The sequence below is a fragment of the Bradyrhizobium sp. CCGUVB23 genome, assembly GCF_024199885.1.
GTDB lineage: Bacteria > Pseudomonadota > Alphaproteobacteria > Rhizobiales > Xanthobacteraceae > Bradyrhizobium.
This window is the reverse complement of the sequence record NZ_JANADQ010000001.1, coordinates 7,089,971-7,103,257: the sequence shown is the minus strand read 5'-3', so window position 1 is coordinate 7,103,257 and position 13,287 is coordinate 7,089,971. Positions and strand designations below refer to the sequence as shown.

At 63.8% G+C, this 13,287-nt stretch carries 9 protein-coding genes; 7 read left to right on the top strand and 2 right to left on the bottom strand.

Going from position 1 to position 13,287, the window contains the following annotated elements:
- Nucleotides 1-12: 12 nt before the first annotated feature.
- The gene (locus tag NLN62_RS32865; protein ID WP_254111560.1) at nt 13-3,330 is read right to left on the bottom strand and encodes an adenylate/guanylate cyclase domain-containing protein; all 3,318 of its coding nucleotides are present in this window, start codon (nt 3,328-3,330) and stop codon (nt 13-15) included.
- Nucleotides 3,331-3,739: 409 nt separating this feature from the next.
- On the opposite strand from NLN62_RS32865, the gene NLN62_RS32860 reads away from it, so the two are divergent.
- Entirely contained in the window at nt 3,740-5,002 is a 1,263-nt protein-coding gene (locus NLN62_RS32860; protein ID WP_254111559.1) for an MFS transporter, read from the top strand.
- A 19-nt stretch (nt 5,003-5,021) separates the two neighbouring features.
- On the opposite strand, the gene NLN62_RS32855 is transcribed toward NLN62_RS32860, so the two are convergent.
- Nucleotides 5,022-5,696 carry a Crp/Fnr family transcriptional regulator gene (locus tag NLN62_RS32855; RefSeq protein ID WP_027528554.1) on the bottom strand — a complete coding sequence of 225 codons (675 nt, stop codon included), beginning with the start codon at nt 5,694-5,696 and terminating at the stop codon, nt 5,022-5,024.
- 335 nt (nt 5,697-6,031) lie between these two features.
- Between NLN62_RS32855 and NLN62_RS32850 the strand changes: the two genes are divergently transcribed.
- The 6 genes from NLN62_RS32850 to NLN62_RS32825 all read left to right on the top strand — a co-directional run bounded on the left by NLN62_RS32850 (nt 6,032) and on the right by NLN62_RS32825 (nt 13,279).
- Nucleotides 6,032-6,853 (top strand): ABC transporter ATP-binding protein, encoded by an 822-nt coding sequence (locus tag NLN62_RS32850; RefSeq protein WP_027528553.1) that lies wholly within the window; start codon nt 6,032-6,034, stop codon nt 6,851-6,853.
- Complete coding sequence (locus tag NLN62_RS32845) at nt 6,850-8,781, top strand: long-chain fatty acid--CoA ligase (protein WP_254111558.1); 1,932 nt, start codon at nt 6,850-6,852, stop codon at nt 8,779-8,781. Before NLN62_RS32850 ends, NLN62_RS32845 begins: the two co-directional genes overlap by 4 nt.
- Nucleotides 8,782-9,004: 223 nt before the next feature.
- The gene (locus NLN62_RS32840) at nt 9,005-9,898 is read left to right on the top strand and encodes a branched-chain amino acid ABC transporter permease (protein WP_027528551.1); all 894 of its coding nucleotides are present in this window, start codon (nt 9,005-9,007) and stop codon (nt 9,896-9,898) included.
- Nucleotides 9,899-9,900: 2 nt separating this feature from the next.
- Nucleotides 9,901-10,974 (top strand): branched-chain amino acid ABC transporter permease, encoded by a 1,074-nt coding sequence (locus tag NLN62_RS32835; RefSeq protein WP_027528550.1) that lies wholly within the window; start codon nt 9,901-9,903, stop codon nt 10,972-10,974.
- A gap of 39 nt (nt 10,975-11,013) precedes the next feature.
- Entirely contained in the window at nt 11,014-12,294 is a 1,281-nt protein-coding gene (locus NLN62_RS32830; protein ID WP_254111557.1) for an ABC transporter substrate-binding protein, read from the top strand.
- A gap of 145 nt (nt 12,295-12,439) precedes the next feature.
- Entirely contained in the window at nt 12,440-13,279 is an 840-nt protein-coding gene (locus NLN62_RS32825; protein ID WP_254111556.1) for an ABC transporter ATP-binding protein, read from the top strand.
- Nucleotides 13,280-13,287: the final 8 nt, after the last annotated feature.

The window sequence follows — 13,287 nt, the reverse complement described above, 5'->3', positions numbered from 1 at the left end:
CCCTCACATTGGCTAGTCCAGAAATGGCAGTACGATCAGCCCTGCGGGATCGAGCCCGTGCCGGGCGCAGACATCTTGGGCCAGCGCGAAATACCGCTCGGCCTCGGGCATGTCGCCTCGATCAAGGTTCAGTGTCGCAAGACCATCATAGCACGGAAAGAGCTGCTGCGGCTCGCCGGTCTCGCTCGCCACCTCGATTGCCTCATTGTAGCAGCGGGCAGCCAGGTCGGGGCGGAAATGGCACTGATGGATTTGCCCGAGCACGATCAAGGGCACCGGGAGATGCTCGCGCTGATCGAGTGCACGGTCGATCTCGATCGCCTTCTCGGCAGCCGGCACCCCCTCCTCGGAACATTTGTCCGTGAAGGTGCAACAGGCGACGGCATAATTGGCAAACAGGCGCGCCTGGAAGCCGAGATCGCCGATGCGACGCGCGACATCGAGGCCGCGCCGGCAAACCTCCATGGCTTGCGCCGGGTCGACAGTGGTGTAGAGCACGCCAAGATTAGTGTAGCTGCGACAGGCCACGTTGAGATGGCCGGCGGCCTCGGCGGCTGCGACACTTTGCTCCACCTCGCGCACCGCCTCCTGGTGTCGTCCAAGCCGCGCCAGTGCAACCCCCTTGGTGTTGAGAGCCTCGGCAATGGCCCGCGCTGCCTCGGCTTGCTTGTCCGCGTCCGCCGGCGCGGATCGGGCGTAGCCAAGCGCCTCGTCGGCCCATCTCGCGGCAGCTACGTGGTCACCCATGCGAAACGCGAGACGGCCGCGCTCCTGCAGGAGGTGCGCCCACTCGATTGGCGCCTCGGTCCCTCCAAGCAGTTCAGCCGCCTCTGCGTAGTGCGTTTCTGCCTTGGTCCGCTTGCCGGCGTCCCACAACATCCGGCCAAGCTTGCGAAGAATGCGCGCTTCGCCGATGCGGTCCCCTGCGGCCCGGTGACCTTCCAGCGCGCTCTGGTAGTGCTCCTCGGCGGTGTTTCGACGGCCGGCTGCGCCACAGAGGTCCGCGATCCGCTCGTACAGGGCCAGGCGTTCCGGTTCGCCTTCGCCGCCGGTCAACAGTACGGCGAGGGCCTGCTGGTAGAGACGGATGGCATCGTCATTGGCATAGGTCGCGCGAGCGCGATCGCCGGCTGCCCGCAGATAGCGCGCACCTTTCGGCTTGCTCGCGCTCAGGCTGAAGTGGTGTCCGAGCAGGACGAGGTCTTCGAGCCGCTCTGGCTCGTTGCCGTAGAGACGCTCCAGAGCGGCACCAATCCGCCCGTGGAGCTCGATCCGGCGCTGCAAGAGCAGGTTCTGATAGATCACGTCCTGAAGCATGGTTTGCGTGAAGCGGTAGGATCGCAGCGAAATGGAGTTCGAGCCTGCGACCTCCTCGACGATCTCGGCGTCGCACAGAAGCTCGAGCCCCACCTCTACCTTTGCCCGATCGGTCGCCGTCGCACCGAGGAGAGCCGCATCGAAGCGCGGGCCGATCACCGCGGCCTCCTGGGCCAGCCGGCGCACCTCATGCGGCAGCCGGTCCAGGCGCGCCAGCAACAGCGCCTGAATGTTTGCCGGAATATCGGCGGCGGCTTCATCCGACTTGATCCGCCACTGCGAGCCGTCACGCTCCAGGGCACCGGCTTCAATGAGACCGCGGATGATCTCCTCAAAGAAGAGTGGATTGCCGCTCGCACGCTCGAGGATTCGACTGAACAGACGCCCCGGCGGTTCGCGCCAACCCTGACTGAAATAGGCCGCGAGCAGCTTTTGTCCGTCGGCGTCACCAAGCGGAGGCAGCCGAAGGGTCGTGTGGCTGATTCGACCCGAACCGAACTGATCCAGCTCCAGCATTGGCCGATGCGTGAACAACAGCATCAGGCGCGTGCGCTCCAGCCGGTCCATCAGGAACCGCAGCGCTTCGAGAGACACGGCATCGGCCCAGTGCAGATCTTCAACAATGATCAGAAGCGGCGACAAGGCCAGACGCCGTTCGAAGACGGTGCGAATCGCAAAGAATATCTGCCGCCGGAGCTGTTCGGGCTCGACGTGCTGCAACACGGCGTCGGGGTCGCCGAGGCCGAGAACGTGGAAATAGAGCGGCATCAATCGCTCTGCCTCATCAGTCGCAAGGCCAAGCTCCGACAGCGCGGCAGCCAGCCTGGCCTCGGTCTCCGCGGCGCTGGCCTTCTGCGCGATGCCATAGGCGCTGCGCAGCACCGCCGCGAGCGTGCCGTAGGATTGTTCACCCAATGGCGAGCAGACAGCCTGCCGGATCGCCACATCTGCGAAGCGATCCTCATCGCGGATACGGGCGACGAATTCGTTCACCAGGCGCGTTTTCCCGATTCCGGCTTCGCCGACCAGCCGCACCAGTTGAGCCGCGCCGCCGCACGCACGATCAAGGCTGCCGATCACGCGGGCAAGCTCGGCGTCGCGCCCGATCAGGGGCGCGCTGAGGCCCAGCGTGTCGAGGCCTCTCGCCGCACGGGGCGTTTCGAGCGCCCCCTTCAAACGATGGACCAGGACGCTGCCCATCTTGCCCTTGAGCGAGACCTCGCCAAGCGAGTCATAGGAGAAAGCATGCCGCGTCAGCCGGTGGGTCAACGGCCCGACCAGGACCTCGCCCGGAGGAGCCATCGACTGCAATCGCTGTGCGGTATTTACCGTGTCGCCGGTCACCGAATAAGATTTGGCAACACCCACACCCAGCCCTCCCGCAACGACGTGCCCGGTGTTGATGCCGACATGGAGCAGCAGCGGTGAACCGGCATACGCCTTCGCGCGTTCGCTGAGGCGCGCCGTCCGGCTGATCATGTCCAGGGCGGCGCGGATCGCCCGCTCCGGGTCGTCCTCGTGCGCGGCCGGCGCACCAAAAAGAGCAAGCAGCGCATCGCCGATGAATTTGTCCACGAAGCCGCCAAAGCCCTGCACGGCGGCCGTCAGCTCCTCGAATAGTTCGTTCTGAAGCGTCTGCATGACCTCGGGGTCGAGCCGCTCGGTCATCGTGGTGAAGCCGCTGAGGTCGGCAAACAGCACGGTGATGGTACGACGGTTTGCCTCGCCATCGATTTTGTCCGACTGCGGTCGAGACGCGTGTTGAGCCTCGACCATCGGCGCGAGCGGCGGCGAGGAGGACCTGATCGGGATTGTCGTCGGGGTCGTCCGAACCGATGCCTGCCCGCCGCCTTTGGAAGCCTCACAGACGGGAATGCCGCATTTCGGGCAGTATGCGAAATCCGGCGCGCATGGAAAGCCGCAGCCAGGGCACGCGATCGGCTGCTTCGTGCCGCACTTCGGGCAGAAGGCAAAGCCGCTCTGAACCTCGTACTCGCAACCCGAGCACTTCATGGCCCAAGACCTTTTCGTAGCCCAAGACCTCGCGGAAGCCACGATGGCGCGATCAGCAGGCCCGACCGAATGGGCCCAGGATGCGACCAGAATGGGCTCGACGCGCCGGAAGAGCAAGCGGCGGCTCGTCTGCTCATCCACGTAAACAGGTGGGACAGCGAGGCCGCGCTGCGGGTGCACTGGCGGACCGAAGGCGACTGCTGTGCGCTACCCCGCACAAAACTGCACTCTTCAATCTGCAGCGATTCTATTCAACAGGCGGAAGTCCCGGGGAGCGCGGCTCATCGCGAATCGTCGGCGAGCATGGCGGCATGCGGTAGCGTCAATTGACACGAGTATCGCCCGCACTACGCTGACGAAAGAACCAATAATAAGGGCAGGGAATCGCCGTGAAACCCGTCATCGCATCTTGAGCACACCTAAACGACCTTCCGCGCTCGCGCCGTTCCGCATCCGCAACTATCGCTTTCAATGGCCATCCGATCTCCTCACCTCGTGGGCGTTCGAGGTGGAGACGCTGGTGCTCGGCTGGTACATCATGGTGGAGACCGGCTCGGTTCTGCTGCTTACCATCCTGGCATCGCTGCAATATGTCGGGACACTCATTGCGCCGGTGTTCGGGATGATCGGAGACCGCATCGGTCACCGGGACCTTCTCATCGCCATGCGTCTTGCTTATACGGCACTGTCTTCGACCATCATGGCGCTGGCCCTCACCGGCCATCTGGCGACGTTCAATGTGATGATCATCGTCGCGGTCATGGGCCTGATCCGCCCTTCTGACCTCGGCATGCGCGGCGCGCTGCTCGCCAGCATCATGCCGGCCGAACAACTGGTTGGTGCAATCAGCCTGTCGCGCACGACCCAGGATAGCGCGCGCATCGCCGGTGCCTTGACCGGCGCCGGACTGTTCGCCGCGCTTGGCATCGGCCTCGTGTATGTGGCGACCGCCTGCCTCTATCTCGTGGCCGCGATCCTGATGCTCTGCCTGACCCGGCCGGCAAAGTCCTCTGCCGCAAGCCATCGCCCGGCGGACGGCCGCGCCGGCACGAGATTGCTGCGCGACCTGAAGGAAGGCATCGTTTATGCCTGGAACGGCCCCGGGATGAGAGCGGCGCTCTGCGTCGCATTTTTGGCCAATCTCACGGCATTTCCGCTGACGAGCGGGCTGTTACCTTTCGTCGCGCGCGATATCTTTCATACTGACCAGACCGGTCTCGGCTATCTGTCGGCGAGTTTTGCCGTGGGCTCGCTGACAGGTTCGATCGCACTCAGCCTTATGAGCGGCTTGCGGATCGCCCGGCTTCTGATCGGCGCGACGCTCGCCTGGTACGCGATGCTGCTGGTGTTCGTCGGAATGAGGACCATGCCGGTCGCCATGGCCTGCCTCGTGCTCGCCGGCATCGCGCAGAGCATGTCGATGATATCAGCCGCCGTGATCCTGATGCGCGCGGCGAGCGCGCACCTCCGGGGCCGCGTCATGGGGGTGCGCATGATGGTGATCTACGGCTTGCCGCTCGGGCTGCTTGCGGCGGGCAGCCTGATCGACCGCATCGGCTATTCGGCGACAGGTTCGCTGTATGCGATCTCTGGCTTCATCGCTATGATGGCGATTGCAGTGCGCTGGCGCGCCGATCTGTGGCCGGCACACGCGCCAGCCAATGCGCGATGATGGATTGGCGCCCTAAACCCTAATCCCCATATCCGCGCAGCCGCTCGACATCGAGGATGGTGACGCCGCCATATTCGAGCCGCAGCAGCCCCTCCTTCTCGAGCCGGTTCAGCGCGCGGTTCGCGTTCTGCCGCGACATGCCGGAGAGTGCGCCGATCTCCTCCTGCGTGATCTCCAGATGCGTCTTGGAATCCGGATAGAGGATCGGATTGAACAGCGAGGCGATGCTACGGGCAAGGCGCGCTGTGGCGTCCAGCGTGCGGTTGACCTCGAGCATGCCGATGAACTGGCCGAGCCGCTCGTTGAGCTGGCGCACCAGGAAGCGGTTGAAGCCGACGCTGTTCTCGAACAGCCACAGGAAGGCGCTGCGCTCCATCAGAGCGAGACGGCTGTCGCGGAGCGCAACCACGTCGTAGCGCCGCGGCTCGTTCTTGAGCACGCTGCCCTCGCCGAACCAGGCTCCCGCGGTGAGACCCGCGAGGCTCGTCTCCTTGCCGTCGCGCGAAACCCCGCCCATCCGGGCGAGGCCACTGACCACGCCGGCCCAATAGTCGAACTTGTCGCCGCGCATGAAGACAGTCTCGCCGTTGGCGTAGGATTTTTCGACGATCCCGGCGCGGGCGACCTCAATCTCGCGCGTCGTGAGTTCGCGCGACCAGGCGGCGACGCGCTTCAATTGATCCTCTGAAATCATGATCCCGAAGCCAACCGCACCGTAACGCCACCCCGCCTGATTGCTGCATCGCAGCAAACCCGCCTCATTCGCCCTGCGGCGAAAGAAGCAAGCCCCGCCCCCGCGAAAAACTTTGCCGACGAATTGTCAGGCACAAGACATTTCAAGATAGCGCTTTACCCTATTGAGGACCACCTCGCGCGATGCGGCTTTTGTTCCCAATGGGGATAGCGCCGGCCGCGTGATCGGACCGGGACCATCGGCTGCATGGCCTCGCCCGAACGGCCGATATAGGATCAGCCCAAGGAAATGGACGAAAGAGCGCCAAAGCGCCGTCGCCGGGGAGGGAATTATTGGTGGCAACCAATCTTGAAGTGCGCGGCGTGTCCTTGCGGTTCGGCGGCGTCCGCGCGCTGACCGACGTCAGCTTTTCCATCAAGGACGGCGAGCTGTTCTCGATCATCGGCCCCAACGGCGCAGGCAAGACCTCGATCGTGAACTGTATTTCCGGTCGCTACAAGCCGACGGAAGGCCAGCTCTTCTACCAGGACCGCGACATCACCGGATTGACGCCAAACGCCCGCGCCTCGCTCGGCATCGGCCGCACCTTCCAGAATCTGGCGCTGTTCCACCATATGAGCGTGCTCGACAACATCATGGTCGGCCGCCATCACCTGCTGAAGAACAATTTCATCACGGGCTCGCTGTACTGGCTGACCGGCGCGCGCAAGGAGGAGCTCGCGCACCGCCGCAAGGTCGAGGAGATCATCGACTTCCTCGACCTGCAATCGGTTCGAAAAGCGCAAGCCGGCACCCTGCCCTACGGCCTGCGCAAGCGCGTCGAGCTGGCGCGCGCCATGGCGCTGGAGCCGCGCCTCATTCTCCTCGACGAGCCGATGGCCGGCATGAACTTCGAGGAGAAGGAGGACATGGCCCGCTACATCGTCGATCTCAACGAGGAGTTCGGGATGACGGTGGTGATGATCGAGCACGACATGGGCGTAGTGATGGATATTTCCCACCGCGTCATGGTGCTGGATTTCGGCCGCAAGATCGCCGAGGGCGATCCGGCCGCGGTGCTGGCCGATCCCCACGTCAAGCGCGCCTATCTCGGCGAAGAGGACGACGTGCTGGTCGATCCCGACGACAAGCCCGCTGCCCCGGAGTGCGCGGCATGATGGATTATGCGGGGCGCGTCGCGCAGGCCGACACCTATCCGAAACTGCTACGGCTGAATGCGAAGGAGCACGGCAGCGAGGTCGCGCTGCGCGAAAAGGATTTTGGGCTCTGGCGTCTTTTCACCTGGAGCGACTATCAGAGGCGGGTGCGCGATTTCGCGCTCGGCCTCGTTGAACTCGGCCTCGGCCGCGGCGACGTCATCGGTATCATCGGCGACAACCGGCCCGACTGGGTCGCGGCGGAAGTGGCTACCCATGCCATCGGCGGTCTGAGCCTCGGGCTCTATCGCGACGTGCTGGATGAGGAGGCCTCCTATCTCCTCACCTATGGCGAAGCGCAGCTCGTCTTCGCCGAGGACGAGGAGCAGGTCGACAAGCTTTTGGGGCTCGCCGACCGCGTGCCGAAACTGAAGCACATCATCTATTCCGATCCGCGCGGCATGCGGAAATATGATGATCCGCGGCTAATGCCGGCCGAGAAGCTCGCCGAGCTCGGCCGTGCGCGCGCCGCGCGCGAGCCGGAGCTTTACGACAAGCTGGTGGATGCGACCAGGGGCGAGGACGTCGCGATCCTCTGCACCACGTCGGGCACCACCTCGCATCCCAAGCTTGCGATGCTCGCCGCCGGCCGCGTGCTCGGCCACTGCGCGACCTATCTCGCCTTCGATCCGAAGGGACCGGACGACGAATACGTCTCGGTGCTACCTCTGCCCTGGATCATGGAGCAGGTGTATGTGCTCGGCAAAGGCCTGCTCTGCCGGATGAAGATCAACTTCGTCGAAGAGCCCGACACCATGATGAACGATCTGCGCGAGATCGCGCCGACGTTCGTTCTCTTCGCGCCGCGCGTATGGGAATCGATCGCCGCCGATGTCCGAGCCAAGGTGATGGATGCGACGCCGTTCAAGCAGCGGCTGTTCGATCTTGGCATGAAGACCGGGCTTGCCGCGCTCGCGCAAGGCAAGCATTCGAGCCTCGCCGACATGATCCTGTTCCGCGCCCTGCGCGACCGTCTCGGATTCACGCGGCTGCGCTCGGCTGCGACGGGCGGCGCGGCGCTTGGGCCTGATACCTTCAAGTTTTTCCAGGCGATGGGCGTGCCGCTGCGCACGCTCTACGGCCAGACCGAGCTCCTGGGCGCCTACACGCTGCATCCCGAGGGCACGGTCGACCCTGACACAACAGGTGTGCCGATGGCCGACGACATCGAGATCCGCATCGACAATGCCGACATCCACGGGGTCGGCGAGATCGTGGTGCGGCATCCCAACATGTTCCTCGGTTACTACAAGAACCCCGAGGCAAGCGTCGCCGACATCAGGGATGGCTGGATGCTCTCGGGCGATGCCGGCTATTTCAACGATAGCAAGCAGCTGGTCGTCATCGACCGCATCAAGGACCTCGCAGAGACTTCGCGCGGCGAACGCTTCTCGCCGCAATTCATCGAGAACAAGCTGAAGTTCTCACCCTATATCGCGGAAGCCGTAGTGTTGGGTGCGGGCCGCGACGCGCTCGCAGCCATGATCTGCATCCGCTACTCCATCATCTCGAAATGGGCGGAGAAGAACCGCCTCTCCTTCACGACCTACAGCGACCTCGCCTCGCGGCCGGAGGTCTATGCGCTGCTCCAGAAGGAAGTCGAGACCGTGAACGCGACGCTGCCGCCGGCGCAGCGCATCTCGCGCTTCCTCCTGCTCTACAAGGAGCTGGATGCCGACGACGGCGAGCTCACCCGCACCCGAAAGGTGCGCCGCGGCGTCATCAACGAGAAATACGCAGATATCATCGACGCCATCTACCGGGGCGACGCCAACATCCCCGTCGACACCGTGATCCGCTTCCAGGACGGCACCACGCAGAGGGTGCGCACGAGCTTGCGGGTGGTGGACCTGAGCGCCGACGCGCATATGGCGGAGGCGGCGGAGTGAGTCTTTCGCAAGCAACGAGCACGATGCACCTTATTGTGCCCTTTCCCCTTGTGGGAGAGGGCAGCTCCACCCTCAGCCGCAAGCTCGTAGGGGTGAGGGGTCCTGTCTCCACACCTTCAATGCGGAGGCAACCCCTCACCCGGCTTCGCTTCGCGAAGCCACCCTCTCCCGCAAGGGAAGAGGGTGCACCGCCAACGCTTCTGCATTTTGCGCGGAAATCGACATGAATACCGCATTCCTCATCCAGCTCCTGGTCAACGGCCTCGTGGTCGGAACGCTCTATGGCGTGGTCGCGATGTCGTTTGTGCTGATCTACAAGGCGACGCAGGTCGTCAACTTCGCGCAAGGTGAATTGCTGCTGGTCGGCGCCTGGGTGTGCTGGGCGCTGCTGGCGAAATACCAGGTGCCGTTCTGGATCGGCATGCCAATGACGCTCGTCTTCATGTTCGTGTTCGGCATTGCGATCCAGGTCCTGATCCTGAGGCCCATGATCGGCGAGCCGATCATCTCGGTGATCATGGTCACCATCGGCCTCTCGACGGTCTTCCAGGCCGCGCTGAAGTGGATGTTCGGCGTCAACCCACAGCCGTTCCCGCGCGTATTCGAGAGCCAGTCGGTGAACCTGCTCGGGCTGCAGATCCAGACCGTCTACATCATGAGCCTCGTGGTGTCGGTGGCAATGATGATCGGCATGGCCTGGTTCTTCCGGGCCTCGAAATACGGGCTTGCGATGCGGGCCACCGCGTTCAATCAGCAAGTGGCGCAGTCGCTCGGCATTTCCGTCAAAAGCGTGTTCGCGATGGCCTGGGCGATCTCGGCGACGGTGTCGGCGGTCGCGGGCGTCGTCGTCGCCGTGGTGAATGGCGTGTCGTCGGGGCTCGCCGCGTACGGCATCAAGGTGTTTCCGGCGGCGATCCTCGGCGGGCTCGACTCCGTCGGCGGCGCCGTGCTCGGCGGCATCATCATCGGGCTTCTCGAGAACATCGCGCAATATGTCGACAGCCAGTATCTGCACTGGGGCAATCTCTACGAGATCGCACCGTTCTACGTCCTCATCATCGTGCTGATGATCAAGCCCTACGGCCTGTTCGGCACCCACGACATCGAGCGGATTTGACCATGGCTGGCCCTGCCCTCATCCCTGCTGGTGATTTCCGCACCACCTACGCGGCCGACACCACGATCTTCCCGACCAGGACCAGCCGCAACTTTGCGATTGCCGGCGTGCTGCTGCTTTGCCTGGCGCCGCAATTCTTCAGCGGATATTGGCTGAGCATCCTGATCCAGATCGGCATCTTCTCGATCGCTGCACTCGGCTTGAACATCCTGGTCGGCTTCACCGGCCAGATCTCGATCGGCCATGCTGCCTTCTTCCTGCTCGGCGCCTTCACCTCGGCCTATATCTCCAACAACGCACCGATCCCGGTGTTCTTCGCCATCCCGCTCGCCGGCATCGTCACCGCGCTCGTCGGCCTGGTCTTCGGTATTCCCGCGGCACGGCTGAAGGGGCTCTATCTCGTCATCGCGACGCTCGCGGCGCAATACATCCTGCTCGACTTCTTCTCGCGCGCCGAATGGTTCTCCGGCGGCTCGGTGCCAGCCAGCGCCGAGCCGTTTTCGATCTTCGGCTATGCGCTGCGCGGCGATAAGCAGTATTTCTACGTCGTGCTGGCTTACGTGCTCGCAAGCTACGTCCTCGTCACCAATCTGATGCGCACGCGCGACGGCAGAGCGCTGGTCGCGATCCGCGACCATTATCTCTCCGCGGAGATCATGGGGATCAACCTGACGAAGTACCGCACGCTGTCGTTCGGGCTCGCCGCCTTTTTCGCCGGCATCGCCGGCGCGCTCTACGCGCATTACCAGCTCGTGGTCTCGCAGGAAGGCTTTGGCATCGAGCGGTCAATCCTGTTCCTCGCCATGATCATTATCGGCGGCACCGGCTCGATCATGGGCACGCTGATGGGAACGGCCTTCGTGGTGCTGCTGCCGGAATCGATGGAATGGCTCAGCCTGCAATTGAAGGGCGGCGCGATCGATCACGCGCTGTCGCTCAATACCAACATCACCTTCCTGCGCGAGATCGCGATCGGGCTCATCATCATCGCATTCCTGATGTTCGAGCCGGACGGGCTCGCGCATCGCTGGCGGCAGATCAAGGCTTACTGGAAACTCTACCCGTTCTCGCATTGAGCGCGGGCCATCTAAACGAAAAACAGGAGGAACAAACCCATGAAGATCAAAGCCCTTTTGAGCACCGCATCGCTTGCGCTGCTGGTCGGCGCCGTAGCCGCGCCGGCACATGCGCAGATCGCGATCGGCCATCTCGCCGACTATTCCGGCGCCACTTCCGACGTGGGAACGCCCTACGGCCAGGCCGTGGTGGATACCTTTGCCTGGATCAACAAGAATGGCGGCATCGGCGGCAAGCAGCTCAATGTCGACAGCAATGATTACGGCTACCAGGTGCCGCGCGCGGTCGCGCTTTACAAGAAGTGGTCCGGCGGCGAGAAGGTCGCGGCGATCATGGGCTGGGGCACCGCGGACACCGAAGCGCTGACGACCTTCGTCGCGCAGGACAAGATCCCCTATATGTCCGGCTCCTACGCCGCAGCACTCACCGATCCCGAGGGCAGCAGCGGCAAGGCGAAGGCCGCGCCGTATAATTTCTTCTATGGCCCGAGCTATTCCGATGCCATGCGCGCGATGCTGACCTGGGCGGCCGAAGACTGGAAGGCCAAGGGCAAGAGCGGCAAGCCCAAATTCGTGCACATGGGCGGCAACCATCCCTACCCGAACGCACCGAAGGCCGCCGGCGAGGCACTCGCGACCGAGCTCGGTTTCGAGGTGCTGCCGCCGATCGTGTTTGCGTTGACGCCCGGCGACTACAGCGCGCAATGCCTGAGCCTGAAGAGCAGCGGCGCCAACTACGCCTATCTCGGCAATACGGCTGCCTCGAATATCTCCGTGCTGAAGGCCTGCAAGACCGCGGGCGTCGACGTGCAGTTCCTTGGCAACGTCTGGGGCATGGACGAGAACGCTGCCAAGACGGCCGGCGATGCGGCGGACGGCGTGATCTTCCCGCTGCGTACCGCAGTGAGCTGGGGCGGTAACGCACCGGGCATGAAGACGGTGATGGAGATCTCGAAGATGTCCGATCCGACCGGTAAGGTCTATCGCCCCGTGCACTACGTCGCCGCCGTTTGCAGCGCGCTCTACACCAAGGAAGCGCTCGACTGGGCGGTCAAGAACGGCGGCGCCACCGGCGAGAACGTCGCCAAGGGCTTCTACCAGAAGAAGGACTGGGTGCCGGCGGGAATGGAAGGCGTCTGCAATCCCTCGACCTGGACCGACAAGGACCATCGCGGCACGCTCAAGGTCGATCTCTATCGCACCAAGATCACGGGCGCGACCGATGGCGACCTCAATGATCTCATGAGCAAGGGCGTGATCAAGCTCGAGAAGGTCAAGACGGTCGAGCTGCCGCGCAAGCCGGAATGGCTGGGGTGGTGAGCTCACCCCTCGCCTCGCGCACAACTGTCATCCCCCGCGAAAGCGGGGGATCCAGTACGCCGCGGCTTCTCAGGGCACGTCCGGCGTCTCTGGAATACTGGGTCGCCCGGTCAAGCCGGGCGACGACAGCGGAGAATGAAGAGACATGACCCAAACCGCCGAAGCAACGCGCCCCAGTCCAAGCGTCGTTCCCACGCCGCCGCTGCTCAGCGTGCGCAACATCGAGGTCGTCTATGACGACGTCATCCTGGTGCTACGGGGCTTGAGCCTCGAGGTGCCCAAGGGCGCGATCGTGGCGCTGCTGGGCGCCAACGGCGCCGGCAAGTCGACGACGCTGAAGGCAATCTCCGGCCTGCTCAAGACCGAGGACGGCGAGGTCACGCGCGGCGAGATCATGTTCGACGGCGACCGCATCAACGGCATCGACCCCGACAAGATCGTCCGCCGCGGCATCTTCCAGGTGATGGAGGGGCGGCGCATCGTCGCCGACATGACGTCGCTGGAGAACCTCAAGCTCGGCGCCTTCACCCGCAGCGACCGCGAGATCGATGCCGACCTCGACATAGTCTTCAACTATTTCCCACGCCTGAAGGAGCGCACGGGCCTCGCCGGCTATCTCTCCGGCGGCGAACAGCAGATGCTCGCGATCGGCCGCGCGCTGATGGCGCGCCCGAAGATGATTTTGATGGACGAGCCGTCGATGGGGTTGTCGCCGCTGCTCGTGAAGGAAGTGTTCGCGATCATCAAGAAGATCAATCGCGACCTCGGCGTCACCATCCTGCTGGTCGAGCAGAACGCACGCGCCGCGCTCTCGGTCGCGAGCCATGGCTACATCATGGAGCAGGGTAAGGTCGTGCTCGACGGCACCGCCGACGATCTGCGCGACAACGAGGACGTCAAGGAATTCTACCTCGGCGGCGCCGGCGACCAACGCAAGAGCTTCAAGAACCTCAAGAGCTTCAAGCGACGCAAGCGCTGGCTATAGCGTTTTCA